At 38.8% G+C, this 14,017-nt stretch carries 20 protein-coding genes; 5 read left to right on the forward strand and 15 right to left on the reverse strand.

Going from position 1 to position 14,017, the window contains the following annotated elements; genetic code table 11:
• Positions 1-4 precede the first annotated feature (4 nt).
• The 13 genes from PH210_RS19365 to PH210_RS19425 form a co-directional block, all read right to left on the reverse strand.
• Positions 5-919 carry a VOC family protein gene (locus PH210_RS19365; RefSeq protein ID WP_289987827.1) on the reverse strand — a complete coding sequence of 305 codons (915 nt, stop codon included), beginning with the start codon at positions 917-919 and terminating at the stop codon, positions 5-7.
• A 129-nt stretch (positions 920-1,048) separates the two neighbouring features.
• Positions 1,049-1,585 (reverse strand): cupin domain-containing protein, encoded by a 537-nt coding sequence (locus tag PH210_RS19370; RefSeq protein WP_289987828.1) that lies wholly within the window; start codon positions 1,583-1,585, stop codon positions 1,049-1,051.
• A 158-nt stretch (positions 1,586-1,743) separates the two neighbouring features.
• A complete protein-coding gene (locus tag PH210_RS19375) occupies positions 1,744-3,021 on the reverse strand; it encodes an MFS transporter (RefSeq protein WP_289987829.1) in 1,278 nt (425 codons plus the stop codon).
• A gap of 295 nt (positions 3,022-3,316) precedes the next feature.
• Entirely contained in the window at positions 3,317-4,108 is a 792-nt protein-coding gene (locus PH210_RS19380) for an IclR family transcriptional regulator (RefSeq protein WP_289987830.1), read from the reverse strand.
• 77 nt (positions 4,109-4,185) lie between these two features.
• On the reverse strand, positions 4,186-4,986 hold the full coding sequence (locus PH210_RS19385; RefSeq protein ID WP_289987831.1) for an alpha/beta fold hydrolase: 801 nt from the start codon (positions 4,984-4,986) through the stop codon (positions 4,186-4,188).
• Between the two features lie 366 nt (positions 4,987-5,352).
• Complete coding sequence (locus PH210_RS19390) at positions 5,353-6,630, reverse strand: FtsW/RodA/SpoVE family cell cycle protein (protein ID WP_289987832.1); 1,278 nt, start codon at positions 6,628-6,630, stop codon at positions 5,353-5,355.
• Between the two features lie 7 nt (positions 6,631-6,637).
• Positions 6,638-7,048 carry a PadR family transcriptional regulator gene (locus tag PH210_RS19395; protein ID WP_289987833.1) on the reverse strand — a complete coding sequence of 137 codons (411 nt, stop codon included), beginning with the start codon at positions 7,046-7,048 and terminating at the stop codon, positions 6,638-6,640.
• A 3-nt stretch (positions 7,049-7,051) separates the two neighbouring features.
• Positions 7,052-7,585, reverse strand: coding sequence for a sigma-70 family RNA polymerase sigma factor (locus tag PH210_RS19400; RefSeq protein WP_289987834.1), 534 nt, complete (start codon positions 7,583-7,585; stop codon positions 7,052-7,054).
• A 108-nt stretch (positions 7,586-7,693) separates the two neighbouring features.
• Entirely contained in the window at positions 7,694-8,233 is a 540-nt protein-coding gene (locus PH210_RS19405; protein WP_289987835.1) for a GNAT family N-acetyltransferase, read from the reverse strand.
• 66 nt (positions 8,234-8,299) lie between these two features.
• Positions 8,300-8,668 carry a Gp49 family protein gene (locus tag PH210_RS19410; protein ID WP_289987836.1) on the reverse strand — a complete coding sequence of 123 codons (369 nt, stop codon included), beginning with the start codon at positions 8,666-8,668 and terminating at the stop codon, positions 8,300-8,302.
• Positions 8,669-8,827: 159 nt separating this feature from the next.
• Positions 8,828-9,529 carry an MBL fold metallo-hydrolase gene (locus tag PH210_RS19415; RefSeq protein WP_289987837.1) on the reverse strand — a complete coding sequence of 234 codons (702 nt, stop codon included), beginning with the start codon at positions 9,527-9,529 and terminating at the stop codon, positions 8,828-8,830.
• An 85-nt stretch (positions 9,530-9,614) separates the two neighbouring features.
• Entirely contained in the window at positions 9,615-9,842 is a 228-nt protein-coding gene (locus PH210_RS19420; RefSeq protein WP_289987838.1) for a hypothetical protein, read from the reverse strand.
• A 56-nt stretch (positions 9,843-9,898) separates the two neighbouring features.
• Complete coding sequence (locus PH210_RS19425; protein WP_289987839.1) at positions 9,899-10,279, reverse strand: MazG nucleotide pyrophosphohydrolase domain-containing protein; 381 nt, start codon at positions 10,277-10,279, stop codon at positions 9,899-9,901.
• 126 nt (positions 10,280-10,405) lie between these two features.
• Here PH210_RS19425 and PH210_RS19430 point away from each other — a divergent pair, with 126 nt between their 5' ends.
• From PH210_RS19430 to PH210_RS19445, 4 genes are all read left to right on the forward strand, one after another.
• The gene (locus PH210_RS19430) at positions 10,406-10,540 is read left to right on the forward strand and encodes a hypothetical protein (RefSeq protein ID WP_289987840.1); all 135 of its coding nucleotides are present in this window, start codon (positions 10,406-10,408) and stop codon (positions 10,538-10,540) included.
• 110 nt (positions 10,541-10,650) lie between these two features.
• The gene (locus tag PH210_RS19435; protein ID WP_289987841.1) at positions 10,651-10,992 is read left to right on the forward strand and encodes a DUF3889 domain-containing protein; all 342 of its coding nucleotides are present in this window, start codon (positions 10,651-10,653) and stop codon (positions 10,990-10,992) included.
• A 1-nt stretch (position 10,993) separates the two neighbouring features.
• Positions 10,994-11,389, forward strand: coding sequence for a secondary thiamine-phosphate synthase enzyme YjbQ (locus PH210_RS19440; protein WP_289987842.1), 396 nt, complete (start codon positions 10,994-10,996; stop codon positions 11,387-11,389).
• Positions 11,390-11,546: 157 nt separating this feature from the next.
• Positions 11,547-11,870 carry a BC1872 family protein gene (locus tag PH210_RS19445; RefSeq protein ID WP_289987843.1) on the forward strand — a complete coding sequence of 108 codons (324 nt, stop codon included), beginning with the start codon at positions 11,547-11,549 and terminating at the stop codon, positions 11,868-11,870.
• Between the two features lie 68 nt (positions 11,871-11,938).
• Here the strand turns inward: PH210_RS19445 and PH210_RS19450 are convergent, their stop codons facing one another.
• Both PH210_RS19450 and PH210_RS19455 read right to left on the reverse strand, forming a co-directional pair.
• Positions 11,939-12,607, reverse strand: a complete 669-nt coding sequence (locus tag PH210_RS19450; RefSeq protein WP_289987844.1) for an alpha/beta family hydrolase — start codon at positions 12,605-12,607, stop codon at positions 11,939-11,941.
• Between the two features lie 66 nt (positions 12,608-12,673).
• Complete coding sequence (locus PH210_RS19455) at positions 12,674-12,976, reverse strand: antibiotic biosynthesis monooxygenase family protein (protein WP_289987845.1); 303 nt, start codon at positions 12,974-12,976, stop codon at positions 12,674-12,676.
• Between the two features lie 130 nt (positions 12,977-13,106).
• Here PH210_RS19455 and PH210_RS19460 point away from each other — a divergent pair, with 130 nt between their 5' ends.
• Positions 13,107-13,925: an SGNH/GDSL hydrolase family protein gene (locus PH210_RS19460; protein WP_289987846.1), complete on the forward strand. Its 819-nt coding sequence runs from the start codon at positions 13,107-13,109 to the stop codon at positions 13,923-13,925.
• Positions 13,926-14,017: the final 92 nt, after the last annotated feature.

The raw sequence follows: 14,017 nt of genomic DNA on the forward strand, positions 1-14,017 counted from the left end.
TCCATTACACCAATTCTTTTGCATTGACCCAGCCTAGATCCTGCTGTCCAGCCATCGCTGCCCGTGTTTCCGGTTTAGGAGGTCCGGCAATTCCCCATTGATCCATCAGATGCGGCACCCGTTTCCAAACACGCGCTACCCATTCGGCCTCATCTTCAATTGTTTCCAAATAACACGTATACTCCATGACAAACTTCGCTGGATCCTGGAAGTAGCAGAAAACATTATTGCCGGGACCATGGCGCCCAGGGCCCCAAATTTCTTGATAGCCTGCTTTTCTTACATTGGCGATTCCTCTCATCACCTCATCGACCGTATCCACTTCATAAGCGATATGGTTAACAGAAGCGTGCTGGTCCTGATTAAAAGCAATCGAGTGGTGCTTTCGGTTGCACCTCAGGAACGCCATTTGATGCTCGCTCCAGTCGGTTACTTTAAACCCAAGGACATTTGTATAAAAATCGACAATCATGTCGAGATCTTTCGTATTCATTACCACATGATTCAATTTAACCGGGTCGACGTTTTTCTTATTCCAAATCGTCGTATGCATTTCCACATAGGCCGATAATTCGATGCAGCGATTTTCCGGATCAACAAAGCGCAGTCCGTAGCCTCTTCCTTCTTCATCCAGGTAGCCCGGTTCAGAAACAATTTTGACACCCTTTGAAGTCAGGATTTCCGCTGCCCGGTCGACTGCATTTTTATCAACCATGCCAAACGCGATATGGTGCAAGCCGCTTTTTTCACCGGCTTGGAGACTTAAAATATGATTTTCAGGTCCTGCCCCGCGGAAGTAAACCGAGTGATTATCCTGAGATACTTTATCCAATCCCCAGATTTTTTCATAAAAATCAGCCTGTTCATTCAACACCGGAGTGATTAAGCTGATATGCCGTAAATGTGTAATGCCTAACATCTCGCCACCTCCAAAGTCTTTTGAAAGTCAACAGGGATGATCCCGCCTATAAGGTAAGTGGACCATCCCTGTCAACGAAGAAATTCCTAGGTAATCAGGGAGTTTGAGTATGGAAAACCCTGCCTAATCTTACTTTCCGTTAATAATTGCTTCTCTTTCTTTTGCACGCTGGATGCGAAGCTCTTCTAATGCGCTTCCCTTCGGATAAGTAGGAAGGTTCGGCTTCACGGCTCCCAGCATAACAAGCATGAGAGCCTCTTCATCGCTGTCGTTGCGGATTCCGCGGTAAACGCCAGGAGGTGAGCTGATGCAGTCTCTTTCGTTTAAAACGATTTCATGAACTTCCTCTTTGCCCTCTTCCTGAATAAGAGCGGTTACACTTCCTTTTAAGATAAAGAACACTTCTTCTACATCATCATGTAAATGAAGCGGTCCTTCACAGCCAGCAGGCAATACCATGGTGCTTAGTGTAAAGTGTTCTGCTGCGATCACATTGCTGTCATTGTTAGCGGTTGCACCGCGGCCAATATAGCGCATTTGTGCTCTCTTATATTTTGGGTCGAGTTCTTCCTGGAACTTTAAGACATTCCAATCAAGGCTGCGATCCTTTAGTCTCGCTACATATTTTTTCTCAAATGCTTCTACAGAAAATTTTTCTTCAGACATTTTTCAGCACTCCTTTTATTTAATATGTTTCATATGCAAAACAATGTTTTCTTTATAAACCAATAATAAATCCCAATATTATAATTGTCAATTAAAAATATTGAGAAAATTATACTTTTTTAAAACTATGTTTTATATACGTAACGTTTTAATCGTATTTAAACGGTTACGCGATTAGGTGGTACATTTTCAAGCTTGAGCTCTGAAGCTTCTTTCTTTAAGGTAAACAGATAGGCAATGAATCCAAGCGAAGCAGCGATGATCAACATGATGATCGAAGGTCCGAAATCTCCTCCAGAAATATCAACCATCCATCCCATGATATAGCTTGAAAACCCGCCAAGAATGTTGGTAAAGCCCATCAAACCAGCAGCACGTCCCGCTGTTTCAGGAGTAGAGAATTTAACAATAAATAAATTACTTAAATGGAATACACCCCCCTGTGCTCCCATCGCTAACCCCATACATACCCCTGCCATAACCGGTTGTGGAGAAAGAATTGCTGCTGTTAAAAATAACGTCGTCAAAAGAAACAGAATAGTCGCAAGTAAACCTGGACGCTTTGTTTTATCCGATAAGTACCCACAAATTAAGACGAATCCTAAAGCAAAGAGCCAAGATAAAGAGGTGATTCCTGTCATTGCTTCTCTTGTGAACCCTTTCGCGCCGACTAAATAAGTAGGCAGCCAAATACTAATACCGAAAAATAAAAATGATGCCACTAACATGCCAAACCAGACAATCCAATAACGGAAATCCTGCACAAAACTTTGTTTTTTCGTTGATCCTTTCGAATCTGACTGGCGAATATAAGCTAGTTCTGCTTTATCTAGACGTGGATGTTCTTCAGGAGTATCACGAGTAAGGAAAATAAACATTGGAAGTACGATTAAAACATTAAACGCTGCTAAAATGAAAAAAGCAGCTTGCCAATGGAAGGTAGCAATCACAAGTGACAAAATAACCGCTCCGCATGCAGGTCCTAAATAGTTTCCTGCCAGCCAGGAAGATTGCGCTCTTCCGAGTTCACGCTGATGGAACCAGTTAGAGATAAACTTTCCGCAAATCGGGATCATCATCCCTTCACCGATACCAAGGATGATACGGCTCACGATAAACATCTCATACGAAGTAGATAATCCTCCAATAACCATAGTAATCGCCCAAGCAATCAGACCCAGGATACCTGTCTTTCTTGCTCCAAGTTTGTCGATAATAAAGCCCCAAAAAATATTGGATAAGGCATAAGAAATGGTAAAGACAAAAGTAATCATTCCAATTTTGGCATTCTTATCTGCGCCTGTTATTCCTAGATCATTTAAGAAGCCTTGATCCGTCTGGATAATAGAAATACCTAATTTATCAATTTGTCCAAAAAACCAAAAGAAGAAGATTGGTAAAGCAATATAAATCCACCTTTTGTTACCTTTTAGCATCAAATAGCCCCCTTTAGTTTTGAATGTTCATGAACACGCTTTCAAAAATTTTATTTTTAGTATGCAGCATTTCAGCTGACCTAAACGGACGACTATTCCTCCTTTTTTATTATTCGTAGAGTTCTTTTTGTTTTATATACAAAACATAGTTTTCTACTAAGTTTATTTTAAAATTTTGAGAAAATTATGTCAACACAAATTGTGAATTTTGTTTTACAAATTAAAAGTAGTTTTATATATAAAACATTAAATTAAGTTTGGATAATAAAAAAGCTTGCGAAATTTCGCAAGCCTTTTAGTTCATTTTGGCGTGGTAACCCATAAAGCCTGATAGTTGTTCCGAGACTTCAAGCACTTTTGGTAACGCAATTTTTTCAATAAATTCACTATTGAATGTTTTCTCGGTTGCAACGACATTGATCGCAGCCATGACTTGACCTGTGCGTTCAAATATAGGAGCAGCTACCGATTGAATTCCATGGTGGAATTCACCCTTTGTAATCGCATATCCCTCTTTCCGAATTGTCGCTAGTTCCTGCTGAAATTCCAAGAAATCAGTTTGCGTTCTTTCCGTATATGGTTGTAAATTAGAGCCAAATAATATCTGGTTTAAGCGGTCTTGAGGCTGAAAGGCAAGCTGCACTTTTCCATTAGCAATCGCATGTGCGGGCAGTCTCAGCCCTATATTTACATTTACCGCCGAAACACCTCTCACAGGTGCGCTCCCAACATAGACAACTTCATTACCATCCAAGATCGATAAATGACAAGACGCCCCTGTTTCATCCCTTAATTTTTCTAAATAAGGCTGTGCAATTTCAGGGAGCTTTAATGTACTTAAATAAGCAAACCCTAATTCCAACACCTTAGGAGTTAAGCTATAGCGCTTTGTATGTTCATCTTGGTAGAGATAACCCAGTGTTTGAAGGGTATACAATAATCTAAACGGAACCGTCCTGCTGACATCCAGTTCTTTCGCAATTTCCACCAGGGATAAAGTGGGGCGCTCCTCACTAAATAGCTTTAAAATTTCCAATCCCCTCACCAAAGCATTGGCATTATAACGTTCCTTTTCTTCTTTTGCCATAAACGTTTCACCATCTCATTGTTATTAATTACTATTCTACAATTTTACCAAATATTAAGCAAAGCCTCGGAGAACTTTTATTGGGTCACGGCTGAATTTAGGAAATTCAGGACGATTGAATTAAAACGATTGGGATCTTCTTGATAACATAAATGACCGGTCTCAGGGATGGTAACAAATTTTGAATCCTTTATGGACTCGTGAAAAATCTGGGACTCACTAATAGGTGTTACGATATCTAATTCACCGCAAATAACTAGAGTTGGAGCAGAGATAGAAGCTAGAATATCCATTTGATTCAAATGAAATAGGGAATATGCAACAGAGCGGAATCCCATTGGCCTGATTTGCGAATAGATTCTCTCTGCTTCTTTCTTAATTTCTGGATCCGGGTTTGGGGAAAGAAGTTCCTTTACTCTTAGTGCCGCAAGCTCAATCGGTTCCATTGATTCAATGTTTTTCAATCGATTTTTCAGTTTCCGGTCATTCTCTTCCTTACTCAGGGCTGCTGCCCCTCTTGTCGCATCAGAAATAATTAATGCATCCACCATTTCAGGAAAGCGGTAACAAAAATCAAGAGCAATGGCCGAGCCCATAGAATGTCCCAGCAGCGTAACAGATTCATAGTTTAAATTTTCGATAAATCCTTTTAAAACATCAGCAAATTGCCTGAATTCCCTAAATTCCTCTTTTGGATCAGAACTCTTTCCATAACCGGGGGCATCCCACGCAATTACCGTGTAATGCTCCGATAAGCCCCTTAATTGTTTTTTCCACGATTGAGAATTGTTTCCCATTCCATGTAAAATAATTAATGGGTCTCCCTCGCCTTCGATTTCATAATGAATTTGTAAATCTCTTACATGTAAAAAAGCCATATTCTCCCTCCTTGCGTTTCATAAGCAAAACATCGTTTTATATTTTTCATATTAAAACAATTACAAGATAAGTCAACAGAATTTTTAGAAAGTTAACTGATTTCCCGTAAAATGTTCTCAAAAATAAACGGCTCTGTTAAAACTTAGTTGTTGATTTGCGCTCCAGGCGCGAGCGGTTTGCGGGCGTGCCGGGAAGCCTCCTCGGCGCTTTGGCGCCTGCGGGGTCTTCCCTGCCCCGTACTCCCGCAGGAGTCTTCGCGCCTTCCGCTCCAATCAACAGTGGTAAAAATCAACATTGGCTTTTACACAGCCAAATAAATAAGGCGTGCAACTTATGCACGCCATTTTTAATCATGAAATATGGTCTTATATAATTCCTTGATTCGATGCAATATCTTTTCTACGATACACACTTAACACCACACCAATTAAGATTGCATTTAGCAGCGTGGGCATTAAGCCATAGCTTATGAATGGCAAGGACATACTAATCAAAGGAACCACGCCCAATGACATTCCGACATTAGTCCCCAGCTGGACGGCATAAAGAGCAACCGCTCCAATCAGAAGCAATTTTCCAAAAGGATCATGGATTTTGTTCATAACCACAATGATTCTTGCAACAAATAGGGATAAGATTACAACCAGGGCAATGGCGAAAAGCCAGCCGTAATAGTAGGTAAAGCTTACAAAAACAAAATTGGTATGAGCCTCGGGAATAAAGACTTGTTTGTCCGTGTGGTTTCCAAACCAGCCTGCATTAGACAGCAGGTCCTTAACACGCAATATTAAATAACCTGGACCATCATAATATTTTTCGGGATTTAAAAAGGCAAGGAACCTGACTAACTGATAATCCTTTAGAGTATTCCAAGATATGACGCCTAGAAGCAAAAGGGAACTGAACGAAAACGCCCAGATGAATAAAACCGTTCTCCGATTAAATGTGCTCCACCAAAGCATCACAAAAACCATGACGGTATAAATATAGGTATTTGAAACACTTGGAAGAGCCAAGAAGAAAAACACAGGAATGAGTAACAGAATTCCAAACTGCCAAACCTTCAATCTTGTGTTACTCAAAAACGAAGCCCAGGCAAGAAAGAAAAAAGGCACAGCCATGAGGCTTTCAATCGTGATAGGAGGAATTCTTAGAAGCGGCAGTCCATTGACCGTCGTATTTGAAAAAAACCTTAACAGCAAAAGAATCAGCATACCGAAAGCGTAAAATACCCATCCATGCTTTTTCCACTTCCGATAATCAATCAGCATGATTCCTAGAGCAGCCGTACCACTGATAAGGGCAATGATAATCTTAAAGGTTGAAAAATGCCCTTCATTCATATAACCAAGTGAGAACAATGGCAAAAATCCGAGACCCAGCGTGGTAACGAACAGGATTACAAGCAGCCAATCAACCTTCGGCTTATGAAGCTTGTTCAGCTGCTGTCCTAATTTAACCGGGCTTCCCATCTGCTCAACCGCTTTTATTTCAGCTTCTGATTCTGAAAGCCCCTTCTCAATCCAGACTTTCTTTGTTTCCTTCAAATGATACCCTAATTCCACGGCAACAAATTTCTTTGCTTCCTTGGACTTGATTTGATCGGTGACTTCATTTAAAAAGATATGTTTAATATTCTTCACTTTGGCCTCACCACTCTAAAAGTTCTTTTAACACAAACTGTTTCTTTAACTGCTTCTTTTCAGCTTTTCTTAGGGCTTTTCTCCCTTTATCCGTTAGCTGATAATATTTAGCTTCAGTTTCAAGGCTCCAGCTTGATTGTAAATAGCCGGTCTGTTCTAGTCGATGCAAAAGCGTATATAGAAAACCTTCATTTTCTTCGAACTTTTGTATGCCCCTTCCCCTAAGAAGCATCGTTAATTCAAAGCCAGTTCTATCCTGAGCAAGCAGCTGCATGACCGCTAAAAGGATCGTTTCTTCACTTTCATCTTGTCGCTTGATTTTTTCAAGAATATTTTTTCGATGCTCTTCGGAAAAGGTCAACTCAGAAAATGTCTTCCGATCCATCGCTTTTTTTAAATTTCTCAATCGATTTTCCATCTTTCAACCCTCCAATTGTACCTTTAGTAGTTCTTTTGCACGTCTGAGCCTGGTTTTAACGGTGTTATCACCGACTTCGGTTAACTGGGCGATTTCTTTGATTGGCAGTTCCTCATAATAATAAAGATAAATGGCTTCCCTATATTTGATTGACAGCGTCATGATGGCCGTAATCAATTGATCATCCTCTTCTTTTTGGATTATGGTTTGCTCGACCAATTCTTTTTGTGTCGTATTGTTTATCGGCTCTTCTTCCGTGATAACCACGTTCTTGTTGTACCAGCTTTTCAGAAAGTCCTTGCAATGGTTAATGGCAATCCGCCATAACCATGTTCTTAGTTTCGCTTTACCGCTATATGTATGAAGACTTTGATAACACTTAACAAATATATCTTGAGTCAAGTCCTCCGCAATGGCTCGATTATTCACGTAGGAAAAAACAAGCTTCAGGACCTCCTGGCCATACCTGTTCATAATTTCATCGATAAGTGCTTCCTTATCTTCTGTATCTAACATTTCCACAGTTAATTCTTCCACGGATCCGTCCCTCCTTCATAAACTATAGACGATATACTCCCTAAAGAAGTTTTTAAATTGAATTAATAAATTAAAAAACGTTAGGTACTCACCCAACGTTTTACTCATTTACTTATCATTTGGATTAATAATCGCTAATACCTGATGGTCTTCCCATCTGCCGTTTATCTTTACATTTTTGATGGCAATGCCCTCTTTGTGAAAGCCGGATTTCTCCAGAACACGAATGGATCCAATATTATGCGGCATTACCCCTGCTTCAATCCTGTGTAATTTTAATTCATTAAAGGCATAATCGATCAAAAGCTGCACAGCTTCTGTCGTATAGCCTTTGCCATTTTGCTTTTTATCTAAAAAATAACCGATAAAGGCACTTTGAAGAGAGAATCGCCAAACTTGAAAAAGATTAATGGTGCCGATTAATTTTCCATCATTTTTAAAAATGCCAAAATTATAGGCTAGGTCGTTTTGACGATCCTCTTCATATTGCTTAATTCTTCTAATCTGAGAATCTAATGTATAAAACTCCTCTTTACGTTCCATTGAAAATTTCTCAAAGAAACTACGGTTTTCCAAAAGTAATCCTAATAGATCTTCCGCATCCTCTGTTGAAAAAGGTCTTATGTAAATATTCTTACCGATAAGCATAATATCTTCCTTTCCTCCTAAAAACTGCGATACCCCGTTTCGAAGTATCGCAGTTCATACAATGTATTATACTAAAAACGCTCCCAGGGCTACCATTGCTTTTTTTAGCGCCTGTTCATAGGCTTTATCTTTACCAACCACAGCACGGAAATCTTTTACATCACGAACTGTCGAGCGTCCCTCTATCTCATAGCCATTATTAAAAATAAGCAGACAGATGGTAGATTTATCGCTCATCCGGTGAAACTTTTTCTCGACGATCATTTCTTCTAATTTTTCGAGCTTATCGTCCTTAATCGAATGCGTCCGGGAATATGGGATTACGATATGATCATAAATGTGGTGATTCTTACAGGTTACAAACAGAATATTTTCGCCTTTATGCTCGACGTGATTAATCTCTCCACATTTAGGGCAAATACTATCTATGAACATAATTTCGCTCTCCCCTTAAATAATATTTTTACAGAAAAAAAACGATTTTGGCTAGCCTGCTGTGTTCTTTTATATATTTCAATTTCATAAAAAAAATACCTTCCAACATAGGAAGGTACGTTAAATTTAATCTTATTCTAATGTTTTCTAATTTAAATTTTAAAATAGTAATAGTGAATTCCCCACCTTTAACAACTCAGTGACAAACTCTTTACTCTCACCAACCAATACTCCTCCATGTCCGGTGCAAATAGCAATGGAGTCAAACGGTTGAATCGTCTTTAATCCCTCAAGAAACGCTGGCAATTGTTCTTTCGGAACTCCCCCTTCCTTCAAATAGTCTAACCATGCTTCCCGAAGCTCATTTCCCTCCGAGACTATACCATCTGCTGATAATGGGTCTCCGAAAAAGCAAAGAAAATCGCCAGTGAATAAAACTTGTGTTGGTCTGTGATAAAAAATAACAGAACCTGGAGTATGATAGCCTACAAGCTGACAATCAAAATCACGGAAAATACCTTGGTCAGGCAATTCATAATGGAATTGTTCCGGCTCAGGGTACTCAATCATATTTTTTTCATTCGGATGGATAAACTTTTTTGCCTTCGTAAAAAGTGCGGCTGATTGCACATGATCTTCATGCCCATGGGTTGCAATGAAAAGGACAACATCCTCAACTGATTTACCGATGCTATATAAGGCTTCTTCAATATATTTGGCGTGCTGTAATTTCCCAGAATCAATAACCGTCACACCATGGTCTTCGACTATAAAGTAGCAGTTATTATAGGAATTCCAACTCGAATCCCACACGGCTAACACAAAAACGTTTTTAGTTACATTTTCAAAAATATAATTCATCTAAAATTCCCCCTAGTATCTCTATGCTGTAATATTCGCTTTCTAAGATACTCTCCCCTGCAATAAATAAAATCTAGCCATATGGCTAGATTCTATTTTTTACATCTTCTCTTATTGATTCAATCATTTGTTCTGATAAATTGGCTGGCAGCGAGGTACCCTCCTTAAAAATCCAAGCATTAACGAGTTCAAGATCTTCTTTTTTAAAAGTAATGCTGTAAACTTGATTCTCATATGTAATTTCTGCAGTGACAAATTCCTCATTGTAAAAATCATCATCAATGATCATATTGGTTATTTCATAAGGCTTCACGAGTAGTCTCCTTTTATCTTTTATGAATATAGGGTTAGCCTTATATGATTGATTATTCACTTGGTTTTGACAATATCCTTATTCTTGCGGTTCCTGACTTCCTCCATCTTGGCATAAAAACTATCCTCAGCATCGATTCCGAAAAAATTGTAAAACTTGAGCATATAAGCTAGGCAGTCGGCTAACTCTTTCCCCAGATCTTCTTTAATTTGTTCTTTTGCCAGCTCAAAAGCCTTTTCTTCCGGTATTCCTTCTTTAGCGAATGAAGCAGTTATGTTAAAGGCCTTCCTGAGCTCTTCCGCTACTTCTGCAACTTCCGTTGTCAAAAGCATGTAATTATTTAGAAGAGAAGCTCTGCTTTTTTCAAAGTTCTCCTCGCTAATTTCCCATCCCATTTCTTTTTGGTACTGTTTTGAAAAAATTTGAATATCCTTCATCCAAAAATCCCCCCTCTTGTTTTCATCCTTAACTTTATTTAATCAGAAGATGAATTAGTTTTTCAAATACCTTTGATACATTTTTACACTAAATTTGGACAGGTTATGGGTAGGAGGCTGACGGCAATGAAAAAAGAAGATAAGCTGAAAAGTTCAAGTCAAATGAATTCCAAAAGGAATCAAAGTCAGGCAGGCCAGACTGTAAATCAAAATGACACTATCAAGGATTATAACAGAGCATGGGAAGATGACCGTCTTTAATACCGGCATCTTCCCTTTATTTGTTTCATCACGGCTACGGTACAATAACCCATATTTACATAAGCTTTTGTGTTAAAAGCCATAATAAAGCAAAAAAAGGGGGTAATTTTATGAAAAAGATTCTAATTAGTTTTTTTGTCTTAACGGCCCTTTTTTCTCAAAGTGTGAACCCGCTCATTTCTTCCAATAGAGCTGTGGCACAACATAAACCCATTCCACCATATGCAAAATGGGGCGTTATGGCAATGGAGAAAACCCATGAGCAGTATCCAAAAGCAAATATCGTTGATTATCTTCATATTGGCAGAGTTACCGGTACAAAGACCTCAACCGAAAAATTCAAATTATGGTTAAAAGAAAATAACAAGGAATTCGGTGTATTCATAGATATTGAATTTAATAATGAAACACAGAAGGTCATTAAAATAACTTTCAGGGAGTCATCAAGATAAAATGCTTAAGAAATTCTCTTTAAAGACAAACCAACGTGATCAAATGATTGAAGTTACGCAGCAAGTTCAAGATTTTATAAAGGAAATGAACTACCAAGAAGGTGCCGTCATTGTTTATTGCCCTCACACAACCGCGGGAATAACGATTAATGAAAACGCCGATCCTGATGTGAAAAGCGACATGATTCGCCGCTTCGACGAAGTGTATCCGTGGGATCACAAACTCGATCGCCATATGGAAGGCAATACCGCTGCGCATATGAAAGCCAGTACGGTAGGGTCATCGCAGCATGTCATTGTAGCAGATGGACGTTTGCTGTTGGGGACATGGCAAGGAATTTATTTCTGTGAGTTTGACGGCCCGCGAAATCGGACCTTTTATGTGAAGGTTCACTAAAATAAACTCATTTGTACTACTCCTCCAAATTCCCCAATAGAAAAATTTTCTAAAAAACATGATAAAATTGTAGTCGATTCATCCTTGCTGTTATATAATATAATAAATTAATCAAACCTGTTATATAATAATTAAACATGATATGGGGGATAAGGAAATGAATAAAACAGACTCAATAGCTCGGAGAATCCTAGGTTGGAAGTTAAATAGGTGGGACCGATGGTATGACTATGAAAAGAATTTATTCATTCATGATTCTGAATTTCAACCAGAACATAAACTTGATCATGCAATGCTCATCGTGGAAAAGCTAGGGATGTTTGGATACACCTATTCATCAAATGGTCATTCAGAGGTCAGCTTTAATGATGTCAAGGCAACTGGCGCCACGTTATCACAAGCCATTACAAATGCTGCCTACTCCATCATTGAAAAACACTCATCCGTTGACAGCGCAAGATTGTGGCAGCAATTGTGCTAAAACCCAATACAAAATCATAAATGAAAAAGAACCTGGGATCTCCAAGTTCTTTTTTATTCTACTCGTTACTAGATTGTATTTCTGATAATAAATTCTTGGATGCAAGCAATCACTTCATTTGCCGTATTAATCGTGGCAGTGATATCTCCAGGGATCTCTAAACTATGGTCAGCTTTCGGAATTACCACGGTGTTCACAAGCCCATTATTTTTCAAAGAAGCAATTTTCTCCTCGATATAGTGATGATCATTATCCCCAATAACGCAAAGAGACGGACGTTCCGTTTTCATTATGGCCTGGTACACAGTATCCACTTTTAGCAATGGGGTTAACCAGATTCCCAAAGCATTGGGAAAGAGATTTTTCTGCGTCCATTCCAACGCCATCGGAATCGTTCCGATGGATTTACTCAACAGAAACGGCTGTTCATAGTGGGTGTCCCTCAGAACTTCCTTAATAACAGCCTTAACATCTTCATACATCCAACGCTCTTGTTCCACTTCGTCGTGCTTTTTGAAGTGTTCATTTTTTGCAAAGGTATAATTGATATGGAGAACATCCACGTTATTGTGTAAACACATACTTGTTGCATAATAAAATAAGGGTCTATCAGTTGAATATCCAAGTCCTGGAAGCATAATACAAATGTTTTTATTAGGTTGTTCATGCCGAATCCATGTATAGGGAATGGTTGAATGTTCGTTTCTCACCACTTGATCTGCACTAATTTGATACATGCCATTCACCTCTTATTCATTTGATCCGAAAACCAACAAAAACGGATTTTAATAGAATGCCCACTGTCAAATCCCCCTTAGATTTACTTTTTCAAAATGTTCAACCGTTGGGAATGGATCATAAAAATGATGCAATAGCTTTTTCCATTCCTGATATTCCTCTGATTGCCTGAATCCAACCGTATGATCCTCTAACGTTTCCCACTTTACCAACAACAGGTACTTTCCGTCTGCTTCGATGCAGCGCTGTAATTCGTGAGACTGGTAGCCCTTCATCGATGAAATAATGGTTGAGGCCTTTCGAAAAACTTCCTCAAATTCTGGTTCCAGCCCCTGTTTAACCTGCAGTATAGCCGCTTCTAATATCATTTTCTTCCCCCTAGATATGATAAATTTTGGTAATCTAAGTCTATCACACGCTGCTTCTTAATTGGAAACTAACAACTAGGTATTTTTAAAGTGATTCTTGATATAATGGTATATTCAAGGAGTGATTTTTTTGAAAATAATCAAATACCTTTTGATAGTTGTACTTTTTATTGGTGTTGGGGCTGGGGCATGGCTTTATTACCCGCAATATCAAATTCATAAAATGAAAAAACAAACCGTTGAGGTTAGCAAAGATAATACGACTGTATCTTATTTAGATTATTTTCGGGATTCTAACGCCTCTCAAATAAATCATCTAGCGCTAGGCGATTCTATCATTCGCGGAGTGGGAGCTGGGGAGAATGAAAATCTTGTTTCTCAGTTCTCTAGCAGGCTGGAACAGCAAATTCATAAACCAATTGTCTTTCAAAATGAAGGCATAAATGGAATAACAAGCGGGGAATTAGTTGCACTTGTTCAAGATGGCCGATTTGATGAAGAAATCAAAAAGGCTAACATTGTGACGATTAATGTGGGCGGTAATGACGTTCTTAGGATGGCAAAAGGGCAAAACTTCCAAAACGTCTTCCAATCATTTAGTCAATTACAAACCTCTTTTTCGAAAAATTTGTCTGGCATTGCTGATAGAATTCACATGCTGAATCCTGACGCTACCATCGTCTTTTTAGAATTGTATAATCCGTTGTCTCCTGATAATGATATGTATTCTTTGGCGGACAAATTGCTTCCAAAATGGAATCTGCAAATTTATCAGGTTGCTGGTCATTATTCATCATCCATGGTGGTGGAGACGACTCAGGCTATTAACGGGGAAAAGCTGCAAAATTTATCACCTGATGGAGTTCACCCCAATTCGGCTGGTTATACAGCCATATCGGAGCTTATGATCGATCAGTTTAAACACCAATATCGGAAAGAGCCGGTATAAAACCGAAGGAAATAGTTCCTTTGGTTTTTTTAATATTCTTATATCCCGATTTGGAGCATATATTGTATTACATTGCATTCACCTGCTTTATA

Source organism: Paenibacillus sp. BSR1-1 (assembly GCF_030403775.1).
Taxonomy (GTDB): Bacteria; Bacillota; Bacilli; order Bacillales; family Cytobacillaceae; genus Neobacillus.